General features: G+C 72.0%; 18 protein-coding genes. 7 read left to right on the plus strand and 11 right to left on the minus strand.

All coding sequences use genetic code 11. The features are described from left to right. Nucleotides 1-192 precede the first annotated feature (192 nt). Nucleotides 193-1,434 (plus strand): IS256 family transposase, encoded by a 1,242-nt coding sequence (locus HNR08_RS17655; RefSeq protein ID WP_168432407.1) that lies wholly within the window; start codon nucleotides 193-195, stop codon nucleotides 1,432-1,434. Between the two features lie 99 nt (nucleotides 1,435-1,533). After that, nucleotides 1,534-2,598 carry a hypothetical protein gene (locus HNR08_RS17660; protein WP_146840449.1) on the plus strand — a complete coding sequence of 355 codons (1,065 nt, stop codon included), beginning with the start codon at nucleotides 1,534-1,536 and terminating at the stop codon, nucleotides 2,596-2,598. Between the two features lie 9 nt (nucleotides 2,599-2,607). On the opposite strand, the gene HNR08_RS17665 is transcribed toward HNR08_RS17660, so the two are convergent. The 4 genes from HNR08_RS17665 to HNR08_RS22810 are packed head-to-tail and all read right to left on the minus strand — an operon-like array spanning nucleotide 2,608 to nucleotide 6,389. Further along, complete coding sequence (locus tag HNR08_RS17665) at nucleotides 2,608-3,591, minus strand: glycosyltransferase family 2 protein (RefSeq protein WP_146840450.1); 984 nt, start codon at nucleotides 3,589-3,591, stop codon at nucleotides 2,608-2,610. 26 nt (nucleotides 3,592-3,617) lie between these two features. Beyond that, a complete protein-coding gene (locus HNR08_RS17670; RefSeq protein ID WP_146840451.1) occupies nucleotides 3,618-3,857 on the minus strand; it encodes an acyl carrier protein in 240 nt (79 codons plus the stop codon). Nucleotides 3,858-3,873: 16 nt separating this feature from the next. Next, nucleotides 3,874-5,769, minus strand: a complete 1,896-nt coding sequence (locus HNR08_RS17675) for an HAD-IIIC family phosphatase (RefSeq protein WP_146840452.1) — start codon at nucleotides 5,767-5,769, stop codon at nucleotides 3,874-3,876. After that, nucleotides 5,766-6,389 (minus strand): serine O-acetyltransferase, encoded by a 624-nt coding sequence (locus tag HNR08_RS22810; RefSeq protein ID WP_146840453.1) that lies wholly within the window; start codon nucleotides 6,387-6,389, stop codon nucleotides 5,766-5,768. Before HNR08_RS22810 ends, HNR08_RS17675 begins: the two co-directional genes overlap by 4 nt. A gap of 238 nt (nucleotides 6,390-6,627) precedes the next feature. Between HNR08_RS22810 and HNR08_RS22920 the strand changes: the two genes are divergently transcribed. Together HNR08_RS22920 and HNR08_RS22925 are read left to right on the plus strand one after the other, a co-directional pair. Beyond that, nucleotides 6,628-6,783, plus strand: coding sequence for a MerR family DNA-binding transcriptional regulator (locus tag HNR08_RS22920; protein WP_371862410.1), 156 nt, complete (start codon nucleotides 6,628-6,630; stop codon nucleotides 6,781-6,783). 14 nt (nucleotides 6,784-6,797) lie between these two features. Beyond that, nucleotides 6,798-7,034 carry a hypothetical protein gene (locus tag HNR08_RS22925; RefSeq protein ID WP_371862411.1) on the plus strand — a complete coding sequence of 79 codons (237 nt, stop codon included), beginning with the start codon at nucleotides 6,798-6,800 and terminating at the stop codon, nucleotides 7,032-7,034. A gap of 24 nt (nucleotides 7,035-7,058) precedes the next feature. On the opposite strand, the gene HNR08_RS17690 is transcribed toward HNR08_RS22925, so the two are convergent. The 4 genes from HNR08_RS17690 to arsB all read right to left on the minus strand — a co-directional run bounded on the left by HNR08_RS17690 (nucleotide 7,059) and on the right by arsB (nucleotide 11,831). Continuing rightward, entirely contained in the window at nucleotides 7,059-8,585 is a 1,527-nt protein-coding gene (locus HNR08_RS17690; protein ID WP_146840454.1) for a SulP family inorganic anion transporter, read from the minus strand. 677 nt (nucleotides 8,586-9,262) lie between these two features. After that, on the minus strand, nucleotides 9,263-9,682 hold the full coding sequence (locus HNR08_RS17695) for an arsenate reductase ArsC (protein ID WP_146840455.1): 420 nt from the start codon (nucleotides 9,680-9,682) through the stop codon (nucleotides 9,263-9,265). A 17-nt stretch (nucleotides 9,683-9,699) separates the two neighbouring features. Beyond that, nucleotides 9,700-10,716 carry a metalloregulator ArsR/SmtB family transcription factor gene (locus HNR08_RS17700; RefSeq protein WP_146840456.1) on the minus strand — a complete coding sequence of 339 codons (1,017 nt, stop codon included), beginning with the start codon at nucleotides 10,714-10,716 and terminating at the stop codon, nucleotides 9,700-9,702. After that, nucleotides 10,713-11,831 carry an ACR3 family arsenite efflux transporter gene (gene arsB / locus HNR08_RS17705; protein WP_146840457.1) on the minus strand — a complete coding sequence of 373 codons (1,119 nt, stop codon included), beginning with the start codon at nucleotides 11,829-11,831 and terminating at the stop codon, nucleotides 10,713-10,715. The genes HNR08_RS17700 and arsB overlap by 4 nt, the downstream gene beginning before the upstream one ends. Before the next feature lie 86 nt (nucleotides 11,832-11,917). Here arsB and HNR08_RS17710 point away from each other — a divergent pair, with 86 nt between their 5' ends. Beyond that, nucleotides 11,918-12,370, plus strand: a complete 453-nt coding sequence (locus HNR08_RS17710; RefSeq protein WP_146840458.1) for a hypothetical protein — start codon at nucleotides 11,918-11,920, stop codon at nucleotides 12,368-12,370. Between the two features lie 152 nt (nucleotides 12,371-12,522). On the opposite strand, the gene HNR08_RS17715 is transcribed toward HNR08_RS17710, so the two are convergent. Next, nucleotides 12,523-13,017 (minus strand): hypothetical protein, encoded by a 495-nt coding sequence (locus tag HNR08_RS17715; protein WP_183835187.1) that lies wholly within the window; start codon nucleotides 13,015-13,017, stop codon nucleotides 12,523-12,525. Nucleotides 13,018-13,156: 139 nt separating this feature from the next. On the opposite strand from HNR08_RS17715, the gene HNR08_RS17720 reads away from it, so the two are divergent. Beyond that, nucleotides 13,157-14,338: a restriction endonuclease gene (locus HNR08_RS17720; protein WP_183835189.1), complete on the plus strand. Its 1,182-nt coding sequence runs from the start codon at nucleotides 13,157-13,159 to the stop codon at nucleotides 14,336-14,338. Beyond that, nucleotides 14,329-14,787, plus strand: a complete 459-nt coding sequence (locus HNR08_RS17725) for a GIY-YIG nuclease family protein (protein ID WP_146840461.1) — start codon at nucleotides 14,329-14,331, stop codon at nucleotides 14,785-14,787. Before HNR08_RS17720 ends, HNR08_RS17725 begins: the two co-directional genes overlap by 10 nt. A gap of 45 nt (nucleotides 14,788-14,832) precedes the next feature. On the opposite strand, the gene HNR08_RS17730 is transcribed toward HNR08_RS17725, so the two are convergent. Next, nucleotides 14,833-15,057 carry a DUF2188 domain-containing protein gene (locus HNR08_RS17730; protein ID WP_146840462.1) on the minus strand — a complete coding sequence of 75 codons (225 nt, stop codon included), beginning with the start codon at nucleotides 15,055-15,057 and terminating at the stop codon, nucleotides 14,833-14,835. A 73-nt stretch (nucleotides 15,058-15,130) separates the two neighbouring features. Then, nucleotides 15,131-15,421 carry a hypothetical protein gene (locus tag HNR08_RS17735; RefSeq protein WP_146840463.1) on the minus strand — a complete coding sequence of 97 codons (291 nt, stop codon included), beginning with the start codon at nucleotides 15,419-15,421 and terminating at the stop codon, nucleotides 15,131-15,133. Nucleotides 15,422-15,579 lie beyond the last annotated feature (158 nt).

The raw sequence follows: 15,579 nt of genomic DNA on the forward strand, positions 1-15,579 counted from the left end.
AACCGGCGGTCAGTGAACCGGCTGGGCTCCTGGTCGAGGCACTGGCGAGCAGTCGCCGGCCTCGCTCGGTAGTGGCGTCCCGCAGAGTGGTGTGCGAGCCCGGCCTTGATCGGGCATCGTCGTAGACGTGTAGGCGGTCACCGCGTGATTCTTCGAGAGACCTACCAAGTCGACTCGAGAGAAGGACCCGCGATGACCGCTGGACCCAGTCTGGACCCTGCCCGCTTCCTGCACGAGCACCTGAGCACGGCCAGCCCCGACCTGCTGCGCGAGCTGCTGGGCGTGTTCATCGACACCCTGATGGGCGCCGAAGCCGACGCGATCTGCGGCGCTGACTACGGCTCCCGCTCTGCGGAGCGGACCAACGTGCGCAACGGCTACCGGCACCGCGACTTCGACACCCGGGTCGGCACGATGGACGTGGCGATCCCCAAGCTGCGCGCCGGCACCTACTTCCCCGACTGGTTGCTAGAGCGCCGCCGGCGCGCGGAGGCGGCGCTGACTAGCGTCGTTGCAACCTGCTACCTCCTGGGCGTCTCGACCCGGCGGATGGACAAGCTCGTCGAGTCGCTCGGGATCACCAGGCTGTCGAAGTCCCAGGTCTCGCGGATGGCCGCGGACCTGGACGAGCAGGTCGCCGCGTTCCGCACCCGTCCGCTGGACGCCGGCCCCTACACGTTCGTGGCGGCCGATGCCCTGAGCGTGAAGGTCCGTGAGGGCGGACGGGTGGTCAACATCGCGGTCATGGTCGCGACCGGGGTCAACGCCGACGGGCACCGAGAGATCCTGGGCATCGACGTGTCCACCGCGGAGGACGGGGCCGGGTGGTTGACGTTCTTCCGAGACCTGACCGCCCGCGGCCTGACCGGGGTCAAGCTGGTGACCTCTGACGCGCACTCCGGGCTGGTCGCCGCGATCGGCGCGACCCTGCCCGGCGCGACCTGGCAGAGGTGCCGCACCCACTACGCGGCGAACCTGATGTCGACCTGCCCGAAGTCCTCCTGGCCGTGGGTCAAGACGCTGCTGCACAGCGTCTACGACCAGCCCGACACCGACGCGGTCCACGCCCAGTTCGACCGGCTGCTGGACGCCGTCGCCGACAAGCTCCCGGCCGTCGCGGACCACCTCGAAGCGGCCCGGGCCGACGTCCTGGCGTTCACGTCCTTCCCGAAGGAGGTCTGGCGCCAGATCTGGTCCAACAACCCGAACGAGCGTCTCAACCGCGAGATCCGCCGCCGCACCGACGTCGTGGGGATCTTCCCCGACCGCACCTCGATCATCCGCCTGGTCGGAGCCGTGCTCGCGGAGCAGCACGACGAATGGGCCGAAGGACGCCGCTACCTCGCCCTGGACGTTCTTGGCCGATCCCGGCTCACTGCCCTGCCAGACCCGCCGGAGGTGACCACGCCCCAACTCCCGGCGCTCAGCGCCTGAACCCGAAGATCACGCGGAAGCCGTCACACACCACGCCCGGGGACTTGACCTCGCTCGGTGATGAAGTGGCTGACCAACCCTCGCGGGGGAGCACGAGTCGTGCGCGATCTCCTTGCCCAGAACGTCACGATCGACCACGCCGCGCTGGACGCGTACGACGAGCGCGAGGTGTGGTCCCTGCGCCGCACGCTTGTCGACATCGGCGTGCTCCCCGGGCGCCACGACCCGATCGAGCGACTCGACGCCACGCTGGAGCGCGTCACGGCCGACCTGCGCGGCCCCACCCGTCAGGTCGTCCGGGCCTACGGCTCTTGGTCGTTGCTGCGCCGAGCTCGTCGACGCTACGAGCGCACCGGCACCTTCACCTACAGCCAGTTCCGAGCCGCGTGGCAGCGCCTCGAGCGCGTCGCGGAGCTGCTGACCTGGCTCGACGCGCGAGGCTCCGCCCTCGCTGAGCTAGACCAGGCCGCGCTCGACGTCTGGCTCACCGGCGCATCGCACGATCGCCGCATCGCAACGGCGGACTTCCTTCGTTGGGCGGCCCGGCGCCGGCTTGCGTCCCCGCTGCACGTGATGCACGTCCAGCGTCAGGAGCCCGACGTCTCGATGACCGAGGACGAACGCTGGGCGCAGGTCCGTAGGTGTCTGACCGACCCGACGATCCCCGCCGACGTCAGGGCAGCCGGCGCGCTGGTGCTGCTCTACGGGATCCCCTTGGCGCGCATCGTGGAGCTCACCCGCGACCACGTCCACCAATCAGACGGCAGCCTCCACCCCGCAGGCTTCTCGATCGCTCTGGGTGGGCCCGTCGTGCTCGTACCCCCGGCGCTAGGACAGCTGCTCGCGCGACTGCCGTACGAGCCGAGCATGCGCGGCGTGCCGTTGGTTCCCGCTGCACCGGGACAGCCCGCGTGGCTCTTTCCCGGTCGAGGCACCGCAGGCCACGTTAGCTACACCGGACTCGTCACCCGGATGCGTCGTCATGGGCTGACAGTGCGCCGCGCGCGCAACGCTGCACTGATCTCCCTGGCCAGCGATCTACCCTCGGCGGTGATCAGCGACCTGTTCGGGCTGAGTATCGCCGCATCGACCGGATGGGCACGTCGCGCCGGACGCGACTGGCAGGGCTACCTCAACGCGATGCGCGACCGACCGCCGGTGTGAGGGGCCGGATCAAGCACCGGAAACGATGCGGCCGCGACCGCCGCCACGCGGGTCGATGGGGTTCGGGGTGGGGCCCGTGGGGAGCCGGTACCCGTAGGCGAACCCCCAGTTCCATGCCAGTGCGTGCACGTCACCGCGTGCGCGCACCCGAGCGATCGCGGCGGCCTCCGCGCGCACGCGGCGTACCCGCCGGGCGGCCATGCTCGCAGGCGCATGACGAGGCGCGGCCGAGCATTCGTCCGCACCGCCGGCCGGGCGGTGCTGCGCCGCCACGAGTGCGTAGCGGCTCTGCAGCCAGCGCTGTCCCGACGCGTTCCCGCGGCCTTGGGCGAAGGCACCTCGTGCGGTCTCTCGTAGCCGCATGTGGACGACGGCGTCGTGCTCGTAGTGCAGCGACGCACCCCCGAGCTGCGCGCGCCAGCACAGGTCGGTGTCCTCGAGGTAACGGGCAACGGGGTCGAAACCACCGACGCGGAGGAAGGCATCCGCTGGCACTGCGAGGTTGCTGGAGCTGGCGGACGGCAGCCACCAGACCGGGGCGCTGTGCTGCAGCCCGTCGGTCTGCGGGAGCGCCCGCGAGCTGAGGGTGGATGCGGCGTTCAGCCGCTGCCACTCCAGCCGCCCGCCGACGAGCGCGTCGGTGCGGTGCACGGCTGGCAGCAGGGTGCGCAGCCAGTCGTCGGCGACGACGTCGTCCGCGTCGCAGAAGGCGAGCACGTCGCCTCGTGCGACCGAGGCCGCGGCGTTGCGTGCGGGTCCGGCACCGCGCTGCGCCGAGGCGTCGACGTACCTGAGCTCCCGGAGCGCCGGAAGCCGCCGCGGGGCCTGCCCGACGACCTGCGCAGTGGCGTCGCGCGAGCCGTTGTCGGCGACCAGGACCTCCCAGTCGCCGGCGAAGTCCTGGCGGGCGAGGGCCCTGAGCTGGGCGGGCAGGGTGGCGGCCGCGTCGCGAGCAGCGATCACGACGGAGACGTCCAGGCGCATCGTCGGCATGTCGGGCCTCCCGTCGACTGCGCGGCTCAGGTCCCGGTCTTGGCCTGGATCAGGGTGACCAGCTCGCCGACGTTCTGGATGGAGCCCATCTCGGCGTCGGCGAACCGGATCCCGAACGCGGACTCCAGGGAGAACAGGATGCTGATGTGCGCGAGGGAGTCCCAGCCCTCCACGTCTCCGGCGGTGGTGGTGTCGGTGAGCTGCAGGTCGGGCTGGAGGAGGACGTCGCGGATGACGTCGTGGACCTGGTCCTCGGTGGTGGGCACGTGCGTGTTCCTCCGGTCAGGCTGTGGTGGTCTGGGGAGCGGCGTCGGGAAGGACCACGGTGATGTAGCCGGGTCGGCGGGGGGCGTGGCCCGCCGTCAGCTCCCAGGTCTGGGTGGGCCCGTGGCCGTGCTCATCACGTGCGCCAGGGTCGTCCACGGGGGAGAACCCGGTCCCGGGCAGGATCGGGGCGGCCGGGGCATTGCGTCCCGAGGGGACGTAGTGGGCGACGACCCGGGCGTGACCGCGGTCGCGTGCGTGGTCGGCCAGTGCGGCGAGCAGGGCGTTCTCAGCGGTCCGGCCCAGGACGCGGCAGGACATGACGAATGTGTCGATGACGAGGTCATCGCCGTCTGGGACGGCGATGAGGGCGGCGACCAGGCCGTGGTCGTCGAACCGGTCGCGGACCCGCATGCCCCAGACCACCGCTCCCGGGGCGGCGGCGAGTGCTTCGACGGCGGCGGTGGTGTGTCGGCGGCCGGTCAGGTTGAGCTGGTTGGTCTTGCCGATCAGCTGCACGATCCGGGCCAGGTTGGTGGCGGCGAGGGTCTCGATCGTCGCGGTCATCTCGAGGCCGGCGAGGAACTCCTCCGCGGTGCCGGCGCCGGCGGCGTGATCGCGCGCCCGCCGACGGGCGCGGTACTGCTCGGTGCGCCGGGAGTCCTCCTCGCTGAGCGCGACGGTCTGTAGCCCGGGGAACCGGCGCAGGGCACGCACGTACCCGGAAGGGTCGGTGGGGAGGTCGACGACCGCCACCTCAGGCAGCTCGTGGTGCACGCGCTCGCGCTCGAGCGGGTTGTCGTCGACGAACACCAGGGCGTCCAGACCGAGGTCGAGGTCGGCAGCGATCGCGCGCAGGGCTGAGGGCTTGTCGTCCCAGGACGCCTCGAACGCGACGAAGTCCTCCAGGGACAGCACCATCTCCGGGTGCTCGGTGAACGGCAGCCGCGCGTCATCGGTGTTGTTCTTCGACGAGACCGCCAGCACCAGACCGCGACGGCGCAGCGCAGAGACGTACCGCTGGAACGCGACGAACGCCTCGCCGGCGGGCCCGCCACCCAGGGCGATGCCAGCCAGGCCGTCCTCACCGATCACGCCACCCCACAGGGTGTTGTCCAGGTCCAGCACGACGACCTTGCGCGACAACCCCCGCGCGGCGGCCACCACGTCCATCGCCCGCACGGCGAGCGGCCCGACGGCGCCGAGGCCGACCGCGTGCTTGGACGCGAACCAGAAGCGCTCGTCGGACCAGACCGGGATACCGACCTCGGCGGCCACCAGCTCGGCGTCGACCAGGTGCACATCGGCCGGCAGTGCATCGGCCAGTGCGGCGTTGACCGCACGCACCAGGCGGCGGCGGCCACCGGGGTGGACGGCACCGAGGTCGCCGAGGGCATCGTCGGGCGTCGGCGCGAACGTCGTCTGCACGATCGTGGCGCCGGTGCGCTCCGTGAGCGTCGCCCATAGCCCACGCCACCGTGCGACCTCGGCCGCGACGTCGCCCTCGGGGTCGTCGGACACCTCCGGCAGCCGCAGGTCGCGCTGGTCGATGACGAGCAGGACGACGTCGGGCGCGAAGGCGTAGAGGTCGGAGGTCGGGTCGAGGATCGTCTGCTCGTAGGCGCGGTAGCCAGTCTCGTACGTCTCCAACGCGATGCCGTGGGCCAGCGCCGCCACACGCAACGCTGCGGCGAGCTGACCGCTGGTGTGGCTGGACGCCAGGGCGAGCCGGACGGTGCGCCCGGCCCACGTGTCCAGGGCGCCGGTGGCGCGCAGCCGGCCGAGCAGCCGGTCGGCGGTCGCCCAGGTGGTGAAGTCGGGCTCGGTGCGCGCCAGGCGGGCGAGGGCGTGCAGGGCCGCGGGTGCGTCGCTGGCCGTGCGGTGGGCGAGCGCCTGGTCGAGGTACGCCTTCATCGCGCGTCTCCGGGTCGGGGGCGGGCGGGGATGACGCGCGGGGGTGGTGCGAGCACCGTGGCGCCGGCGGGCACGTGGGTCATCACCACGGCGTTGGGGCCGATGGTGGCGCCGTCGCCTACGACCACCCGACCGACCAGGACGCAGCCGGCGCCGAGGGAGACGCCGCGCCCGATCCGGGGGGCCTGGGCGTGGAACGTGGCGGGGTCGCCTGAGCCGGCGCCGAGGGTGACGCCCTGGCGGATGACGCAGTCGTCGCCGATCTCGGCGTGCGGGTGGATGACGATGCCGTGCTGGTGCGCGATGCGCACGCGTCGGCCCATTTGCACGGTGTGCGGGATCTGGATGCCGGCGACGTTGCGCACCACGACGTACGCCAGCTGCTGGGCTGCGGACGCGACCGGACGTAGGGCGCGCGGGAAGCCCGGGGAGTCGATCCAGGTGCCCCAGCGGTGCGTGGCGGCGGCATAGAACCCCGGGGTCCACAAGCCTTCGGAGTTGATCCGGTGGTCCTCCCGGACCGCGGACAGGAAGTCCCGCAGCGTGCGGGGCCCGGGGGTCGGGGGTGTGCGGTCGTCACCGCTGGTGCGGCGGGCGGTGCTGGTGCTCGGTGTGGTCACAGAGGGCCTCTCCTGGCGTTGCCGTCAGCGCGCGCCACCAAACCAGGCAAATCGGGCGAATCGCTCGACTCGACTCTAACGTGAGGTGAGAGTATGTGTCGTCGCCGTCACCCGTTGGCCGTGCCCTCGGGCGGGTGAATCTCCGCATCCTGACTGGGGACGCGAAGCAGCTTGGCGCGGGCTTCGGCCCGGCCCGGAGTGGCTATGCTCGGGCGTCGCTGGCGGAAGGGAGAGCGTGGTGGACACGCGGCACATGCAGATCGGCGAGGTGGCCGAGCGCACGGGCCTGTCGCTGCGCACCATCCGCTATTACGGCGAGGTCGGGCTGGCGGAGCCGTCGGCCCGCAGCCAGGGGGTTTCCGGCTCTACACCGAACCGGACGTCGAGCGCCTGAAGCTCATCATGCGGATGAAGCCGCTGGACTTCTCCCTGGAGGAGATGGGCGACCTGCTTGAGATCCTCGACGGGCTCCAGGCGGACGGCGTCGCCGGCGAGACCCGCGAGAGCCTGCTCGACCGGCTGCGCACCTACCGCGCGGCTGCCGACGAACGCGCCCGCGCGCTGCGCAAGAAGCTCGACGTCGCCGAGGACTTCCGTCGCTTCATGTACGAGCAGTCCGGGCGGGCCGCCGCCGACCGCGCCTGATCGCAGCCGGCGACGGCCGAGCGGTCAGTGACCGCCGCCGAGCTGACCGGCGAGGCGGCCGTGCCGGCGGGCGCTGTCCTCGTTCAAGCCGATGATCGTGGCCTGCTTGCCCTTCGCGGCGTACTTGGTCGTGATCGCGTCGAGCGTCGCGACGGTGGACGCGTCCCAGACGTGCGCGTCGGACAGGTCGATCACCACGCGCTCGGGGTCGCCGGTGTAGTCGAACTGGTAGACGAGGTCGTTGGACGAGGCGAAGAACAGCTCGCCGGAAACCGCGTAGACCCGCTCGCCGTCGTCGTCCGAGGAGTCCAGCCGCGTCACCGTGGTCAGGTGCGCGACGCGGCGGGCGAACAGCACCATCGCGGCGACCACGCCGACGACGACGCCGTAGGCGAGGTTGTGGGTAGCGACGACTACGGCCACCGTCAGCACCATCACGACGGTCTCGCTGAGCGGCATGCGCCGCAGGGTGGCGGGCTTGATCGAGTGCCAGTCGAAGGTTGCCACCGACACGATGACCATGACCGCGACCAGCGCCGCCATCGGGATGATCCCGACTACGTCGCCGAGACCGACCACCAGCACCAGCAGGAACACCCCAGCCAGGAACGTGGAGATCCGAGTGCGCGCCCCGGATGCCTTCACGTTGATCATCGTCTGGCCGATCATCGCGCAGCCGCCCATGCCGCCGAAGAACCCGGACAGCACGTTCGCCGTGCCCTGGCCCCACGCCTCGCGGGTCTTGTTCGAGTGGGTGTCGGTCACGTCGTCGACGAGCTTGGCCGTCATCAGCGATTCGAGCAGGCCGACCAGCGCCATCGCCAGCGCATAGGGAGCGATGATGCGCAGCGTCTCCACGTTCAGCGGCACGTCCGGGAACAGCAGCGCCGGGAGGCTGTCGGGCAAGGCGCCCTCGTCGCGGACCTGCGGCACCTGCACCGAGAACGCGACCGTCACCACGGTCAGGACGACGATCGCGACGAGCGGAGCGGGCACCACGGTGGTGACCTTAGGGAGCAGGACGATGATCGCGATGCCGATAGCCACGAGCGGGTAGACCACCCACGGCACGTCGACCAGGTGCGGGACCTGCGCCAGGAAGATCAGGATCGCCAAGGCGTTGACGAATCCGACCATGACCGACCGGGGGATGAACCGCATCAGCCGCGCGACACCGACGACGCCGAGGACCACCTGGATCAGGCCGCCCAGGATCACGGTGGCCAGAAGGTAGTCGAGCCCGTGGTCTCGGGCGACCGGGGCGATCACGAGGGCGATCGCGCCGGTCGCAGCTGAGATCATCGCCGGACGTCCGCCGAGGAACGCGATCGACACCGCCATCACGAACGAGCTGAACAGTCCGACCCGCGGGTCGACGCCGGCCAGGATCGAGAACGAGATCGCCTCGGGGATCAGCGCCAGGGCAACGACCAGGCCGGCAAGGACCTCGGTCCGCAGACGCCGCGGCGACCGCAGCGCGGCCAGCACCGAGTGCTGCACGTCGGCCTCGGGCACGGTCGGGTGGACAGGGGCAGCGTGGGGTGACGTCACGAGGAGTCCGTTCCGATTGAGGGGTGACCTCGATCGATGGGACCGCGCGAGGTCGCTGGCATGCGCAGCGATGCGCGAAGTCGGCGGCGAGTCCGCGCGCGCAGGGCGCAGCAGGACCCGTCTGGTCTCAACCCTAACGTAAGAGGAGGGTTGAGGGGGCGGTCGGGCCCGACATCGCGGGGACCGACGGCACGGGCCGGCCGCCCCCTGTGGCGTTCGCTGGTCGCCCTTTCCGCCACGCACGCACGCCACCTGGAACTTCGGCGATGACCGATGCGGCGCGCCGCCAGGTGTCCGTCCAGACGGGCCCATCGACGAGGTCGTGGCCCCGCCGCCAGGGATGGGCGAGGCGAATCGTGAAGTGCGAAGGCGCCGTCTGAGGTTCACCCTCCGTGGCGATCGAGCTCGCGGCCGGTGCGGGCAACACCCGTGCTCGGGCGATGGGACGCCCGGAGCCGTGGCCTCTCTAGCGGACGGGGCCCGCGGGCCCCGGCGCGGAACTTAGTCGGTGACGAATACGGGGCTGCGCCAGGTGGACGACCTGACATGCATCCAGACGAGGTCTCGCCACCCCCGACTACCGCCTGAACACGCCGGTCCTCAATGCCCACCGCTCCGATCGGCGGGTGGCCGGCATCTCAGGCGTGCGTGGGTGCGGCCCTCGTGGTGTCGCGGGTTCAGGCGGTGACGGGCTCGACCCCGAGCTCGGCGAGCAGGGCGACTACCCGGGCGCGGATCGCGTCGCGGATCGGGCGGACGGACTCGATGCCCTGCCCGGCCGGGTCGTCCAGCGCCCAGTCCTCGTACCGCTTGCCGGGGAAGATCGGGCAGGCGTCGCCGCAGCCCATGGTGATCACCACGTCGGAGGCCTGGACCGCGTCGGTGGTCAGGACCTTGGGGCGCTCGTCGCGGATGTCGATGCCCTCTTCGAGCATCGCCTCGACGGCGACCGGGTTGATCTGCTCGGCGGGCATCGACCCGGCGGAGCGGACCTCGACGGCGCCGCCGGACAGGTGCCGCAGGTAGCCGGCGGCCATCTGGGAGCGGCCGGCGTTGTGCACGCAGACGAACAGGGCGGACGGCTTGTTCTCGGTCATCAGGTTCTCCACGGGGGTCAGGCGGTCGGCAGGGTGAGGTCGGTCAGCAGGGCGCGCACGCGGCGGTCGATCTCGTCGCGGATCGCCCGCACCCCGGTGTCGGAGGCCAGGGCCGGGTCGCCGACGACCCAGTCCTCGTACCGCTTGCCGGGCAGGATCGGGCAGGTGTCGCCGCAGCCCATCGTGATGACGACGTCCGCGGCGCGGACCGCGTCGTCGGTCAGCGGCTTGGGGAACGCCTCGCCGTCGGCGCCGAGCTCGGCGAGCAGCGGCCGGACCGCGGCGTGCACGTCCGCGGCCGGCGCGGACCCCGCGGACCGGACGGTGATCGCGTCCCCGGCGTAGTGGTGCAGCAGGGCGGCGGCGAGCTGGGAGCGGCCGGCGTTCGCGACGCACACGAACAGCACCTGCGGGCGGGTGTCCGCGGCGTCCATCGCGCGGGCGGTGTCGGTCAGGCGCTGGCGGGCGAACCGCTCGGCGTTGACGACCAGGTGCGAGCGGATCGCCGAGGACCGGGCCAGACCGGTGTAGGACTCCCGGACGACGCTGAGCACCGCGCCGGGGTCGCGGTCGGGGAACGCCGCGGCGAGCCGGTCGGCGATCCGCGCCAGGGCGGCCTCGGCGTCGACGAGCCCGGCCAGCGGGACCGCGTTCGCGGCGTCCGCGGCTGCGGGGGCGAAGGAGTCCAGCAGGGTGGTGACCGCGCCGCGCAGCGCCGGCTGCACCCGGTAGTAGACCCAGGTCCCGCGCCGCTCGGAGGTCAGCAGCCCGACGTCCTTGAGCAGCTTCAGGTGGTGCGAGACGGTGGGCTGGGAGACCTCCGCGACCGTGGCCAGGTCGCACACGCACGCCTCGCCGGTCGGAGAGGTCGCGATCAGCGACAGCATCCGCAGCCGCAGCGGGTCACCCAGGGCCTTCAGGGTGCCGGCGACGTGCGCCGCGGCGTCGGCGCCCATCGCGTGGTCCGCCGGCGAGGGCTGCGGGGTGCAGCCGCCGGCGGCGGTCGTGGTCGCGTCGGGGGCGATGGTGGTCATGAGCGTGCCTCCTGCAGATCGGCGGTGGCGGGGGAGGTCGAAGACGTGCGGAACCAGCGGTCCCTGGCCCAGAGGCTGACGTAGACCAGGGCGACCAGGACCGGGACCTCGATGAGCGGGCCGACCACACCGGCCAGCGCCTGCCCCGAGGTCGCACCGAACGTCCCGATCGCCACCGCGATCGCCAGCTCGAAGTTGTTGCCTGCCGCGGTGAACGCCAGCGTCGTCGACCGCGCGTACCCCAGCCCCAGGCCCCGCCCGGTGGCCAGGCCCACGGCCCACATCACCGCGAAGTACGCCAGCAGAGGCAGTGCGATCCGCGCGACGTCCAGCGGCCGCGACGTCACGGCCTCACCCTGCAGCGCGAACAGCAGCACGATCGTGAACAGCAACCCGTACAGCGCCCACGGACCCACCCGCGGGACGAGCCGCTCCTCGTACCAGTCCCGACCGCGCGTGCGCTCACCGATCCACCGCGAGGCGAACCCGGCGGCGAGCGGGACGCCGAGGAACACCAGGACGTTGACCGCGATCTGCCCGACGGACACGTCCAGGCCCTGCGAGTCCAGGCCCAGCCATCCAGGCAGCACGGACAGGTAGAACCAGCCCAGCAGCGAGAACGCCACCACCTGGAACACCGAGTTGATCGCGACCAGCACCGCGGCCGCCTCACGGTCGCCGCAGGCGAGGTCGTTCCAGATCACCACCATCGCGATGCACCGCGCCAAGCCGACGATGATCAGGCCGGTGCGGTACTCGGGCAGGTCGGGCAGGAACACCCACGCCAGGGCGAACATCAGCGCCGGGCCCACGACCCAGTTCAGCGCGAGGGAGCTCACCAGCAGCCGCTTGTCCCCGGTCACCGCAGCGACCCGGTCGTAGCGGACCTTCGCCAACACCGGGTACATCATCACCAGCAGGCCCAGCGCGATCGGCAGCGAGATGCCGCCCACCTCCAGCTCGGCCAGCGCGTCCCCAAGAGCGGGGACGAACCGGCCGAGGCCGATGCCCGCGACCATCGCCAGCCCGATCCACGCCGGCAGCCACCGGTCGAGCGTCGACAACCGCCCCCTCGTCGCGTCCGGGGCAGTCACCGGCGTGGTCTGATTCGACATGTCTCTATGTTGACACATCTCGATGCAGAGGCGAAGCGTCGTGACGTCTCGACCGCCTCGCCGGGCCGGCCGACTAGCCTCGCGGCATGGAGTCGCTGGAACGTCTGGACGACCTGTGGAGCGCGCGGGACTACCCCGTCCTCGTGGCGGCCGCGCGCCGGCTCAGGGAGCGGCCGCGGCCGCTGATGTCGCAGGACCTCGTCGAAGCCACCGGCCTCGAGCACCAGGAGGTCGTCGCGGCTCTCGCGAACCTCGGCCATCGTCACTTCGACGTCCGTGACGCCAGCAGCGAGGCGGTGCGCGACAACTACGTGGTCGGCATCATGCCCGCCGGCCTGGAAGCCGTCGGGCAGTGGCCCAGCCCCGACACGGCCGCGGATCGTCTCGTCGCAGCGCTCGATGCCCTGATCGACACCACCGCGGACGGGTCTCCGAAGCAGAGCCGGCTCAAGGCGGCACGCGACGGTCTGCTCGCCGCAGGTCGCGACGTCCTCGTCGACGTCGCCGGAGCCGCGATCACGGGCCGCCTGCCCATGTGATTGCCGGCGCCTCGCGTGCCACCACACGGGGAACTTCGTCGGTGGCGAATACAGGACGCCGCCAGGTGCACGTCCAGAGCTGGACCCGGTAGAGGTGTCGCCACCTGCGGGTACCGCCTGACCGAGCGCGCTCGCGCTACGAGCTGGGCCCGTCAGGGCACGACGAGTTGATCGCTGACGCTCACCACGGCGTCGCCGGTGATGCTCTCCTCGGTGACCAGCGGCCCCGTCAGGTTCTCGCCGGCGTCGCCGATGACCGCCTTCACGTCGTCGGGCTGGTTGCGCGCGATGGGCATGGTCACGCTGACCTCGTAGGTGCCAGGGGGCACCGGGTTGCCCTTGTCGCTGAACGGCCCGAACGCGATCGCACCGTTCTGCAGCGTTCCCGAGTCCTGGGCGATGAAGCCGCCCTCCTGGAACACCGACGAGCCCAGCTCGGTGCCGTCCGGCAGGTTGGTCTGCGCAGTCACCGAGACCGAGCCGTCCTCGTTCAGGACGACGTTCATCGCCAGCTCGACCTCGAGCGAGGCATCCTCTGGCGTCGGCTCGGCGGTCTGGGCCGGCGCCGGCGGGGGCGCGCTGGGGGAGCACCCGCCGACCAGCAGGAGGGCGAAGGCGCCGGCGGCTGCGGCGAGCGATCGACTCATGGCCCGAGGCTACGGTCGCCCGCCCGCGCGCGGGCTGGATCTGGGTGGGCGGCGGGGTGAACCGCACCGTGCGGATCGGTGTCCGGGGTGCCCGTCGGGCGCGGTACGGTGCGCGGACCGCCGAGGGAAGGTGTGCCACGTGCAGGAGGCCGAGTCGTTCCGGTCGTCGCGGCACGACCGCGAGGTTCGGGTCGCTGACTGGCGCGATGCCGAAGAGCTTGCCGCATGGCACATGCGGCACGTCCTCGGCCTGCGCGGTGTGACGCTGACCGCGGCCGGCGCAGACGGGGGACTCGACGTTGTCGCCGACCGGGGCGTCGCCCAGGTCAAGCATCACGGCGCCTTGGTCGGCAGCCCGGACGTCCAGAGGAGCCGCGGAGCGGGCCACGGGCACGAGCTGGTCCTGTTCTACGCGCTGGTCGGGTACACGCAGTCGGCAGTGGCGTTCGCAGACGCGGCGCGCGTCGCGCTCTTCCGGTACGACGTCTACGGCGACGTCGTACCGGTCAACGCTGCGGCCGGCGACCTGCTGGCCGCTCAGGCCGGCGGTGCGGCAGTGCCCGAGCCGCCCGAGCCGCCCGAGCCGCCCGAGCCGCCCGAGCCCGATGTGGCGCCAGCTGCCGAGGTGCTCTCGATGACCGCGCACGCTGCACGGGCGCGCCTCGAGCGCGAACGCCGCGACGAGAGTGACCACGCCCGGGCGGCGGACGTCCTGGACCGCGCGAACGACGCGGCGGCCTCGTTCGCGGCGCGGTTCGCCGGGCCGCAGCCGTGGACGTCCGAGCAGGTCGAGGACCTCCGGACGTTCGTGGTCGTGACCGCCCAGACCGCGGTGCGGTTCGCCCACGACGTGCTGACCCGCACGCAGCGGCCATCGCCTGGCGCCCCGTGGCGGGTGGAGCGCGTGCCGTTGCTCAGGCAGCGGGTCCGCGAGCTTGCGGACGACGTCGCAGCGACGCTGGCGGGCGCGGGGTCGGATCCGCGCTGGGACGAGGTGATGCTCGCGGTGCACCGCTGGGCGGTGTCCGCAGCGCAGCTGGAGGGGTTGGCGGCCTCGGGCGACGATCCTGGGACCCCTCGAGCGGAGCGGACCGTCGTGTGGTGGTCGGCTGGCAGGTTCGAGCGAAGCGACCCGTTCTCCGTTCCGGGTTGGTGGGAGAACCGGCGCGCGCTGGAGCGCGTCCGTCAAGGCCTTGCCGCCACCGACTGGGAGAAGTCGGTGGCGGCTCTGCGCCCGCTCGGGCTGGACGAGCAGAAGTGCCTCACGGTGCTCGCCGGCGCATCGTCCAGGTCGTTCCTCGTGGCCGCGGCATGGACTTGAGCGACGCGCGGCGACCGGGCGGTCCAGACCCCTCGGCGGGCGAGCTCGGCTGGCCGGAAGTCCTTGCGGCACCGCGTCGAGCGGCGCGCGACGTTCGCTCGTCCGAGGTGCCTGCGGCGCCGGGGGTGTACGCGTGGTTCCGCGACGGCGCCTGCATCTACGTGGGCAAGGCGTCGAACCTGCGCACGCGACTGCGGGCCCATCGCGCGTCGACCAGAGATCTGAGCCCCAGCACGCTGCGTGCGACGGTCGCAGAGCGGGAGCTCGGCGTCTCGCGGAGGTTCGCCCGCCAGCGCCCGACGCTCATCACCGCCGAGCAGGTCGACGTCGTGAACCGTTGGCTGGCGAGCTGTGATGTGGCGTGGCTGACGTGTCCGTCGGCAGAGGTCGCCGAGGCGTTGGAGCGCAGACTTCGTGCGTCAGGGCTTCCGCCGCTGAACCGGGTGTGACGGCCCGCCGGGGGAGTCGCCCATGCGGCGGACCGCCGGCCGGGTTCAGCCTGGGATGCTGCGCGGGTCGCCGCCGTAGCTGTTCTTCTCGTGCACGCGACCGTCGAGTCCGTGGATGTGGTGCTCGAGCTTGCGCTCGATCGCGAGGTCGCGCCCAGCGGACACCGCATCGTCCTTCACGGCGAACGTGCCGCCGACCTGGCTCCCGTCGACCTCGTTGAGCCAGCTGTCGTCCTTGTGCACGGTGTGCACCCCGTTGCCGTTGCTCATGCTGACCTCCTTCGGTGCTGGTGGCGCCAGTCTCGGCGAGGATGCGCGCTCCGGCACGTCGAGCGCCCACAGCTCATCGGCGGCGGACCGCTGCCGCAGCCACCCAGGCGTTCCACGGGCCGGGCGCCCGGCCTGTGCGGTCGACCTGTTGCTGGACGCAGACCACCCCGGGCCCGGCGGCGACCACCAGCACGTCCACCTCGGCGGTGCTGCCGTCGTACAGGGCCACCCGGGCCACCGCCGGTGCCGGCGGCGAGACGGGGCGCTGGGACGGGGGAGTGGGGCCCGTCACGATCCACCTGGAGTAGTCCGGGTGGGGGTCGTCCGGACGGTACCCCTTCGCGAAGTCGTTGGTGGCTGACACCCCGGGATCGTATCGAACACGTGTTCGACTGCGCGCGACGCTGGGTGCGGCAGAGCCCAATGCGGCGGCGTCCGCACATTGAATGCCCATCGTGCCGCGTGTCACGCGCCCGCGGAATGCAACCCACGCCATTATCTGGAACACCTGACCGGCCCGGA

The sequence above is a fragment of the Cellulomonas hominis genome (genome assembly GCF_014201095.1).
Lineage (GTDB): Bacteria > Actinomycetota > Actinomycetes > Actinomycetales > Cellulomonadaceae > Cellulomonas > Cellulomonas hominis.

Coding starts and splice junctions, on each gene's coding strand:
- HNR08_RS17655 (WP_168432407.1), top strand. CDS start 193: ATGACCGCTGGACCCAGTCTGGACCCTGCCCGCTTCCTGCACGAGCAC.
- HNR08_RS17665 (WP_146840450.1), bottom strand. CDS start 3,591: ATGCCGACGATGCGCCTGGACGTCTCCGTCGTGATCGCTGCTCGCGAC.
- HNR08_RS17675 (WP_146840452.1), bottom strand. CDS start 5,769: ATGAAGGCGTACCTCGACCAGGCGCTCGCCCACCGCACGGCCAGCGAC.
- HNR08_RS22925 (WP_371862411.1), top strand. CDS start 6,798: ATGAAGCCGCTGGACTTCTCCCTGGAGGAGATGGGCGACCTGCTTGAG.
- HNR08_RS17695 (WP_146840455.1), bottom strand. CDS start 9,682: ATGACCGAGAACAAGCCGTCCGCCCTGTTCGTCTGCGTGCACAACGCC.
- HNR08_RS17700 (WP_146840456.1), bottom strand. CDS start 10,716: ATGACCACCATCGCCCCCGACGCGACCACGACCGCCGCCGGCGGCTGC.
- arsB (WP_146840457.1), bottom strand. CDS start 11,831: ATGTCGAATCAGACCACGCCGGTGACTGCCCCGGACGCGACGAGGGGG.
- HNR08_RS17710 (WP_146840458.1), top strand. CDS start 11,918: ATGGAGTCGCTGGAACGTCTGGACGACCTGTGGAGCGCGCGGGACTAC.
- HNR08_RS17715 (WP_183835187.1), bottom strand. CDS start 13,017: ATGAGTCGATCGCTCGCCGCAGCCGCCGGCGCCTTCGCCCTCCTGCTG.
- HNR08_RS17725 (WP_146840461.1), top strand. CDS start 14,329: ATGGACTTGAGCGACGCGCGGCGACCGGGCGGTCCAGACCCCTCGGCG.
- HNR08_RS17730 (WP_146840462.1), bottom strand. CDS start 15,057: ATGAGCAACGGCAACGGGGTGCACACCGTGCACAAGGACGACAGCTGG.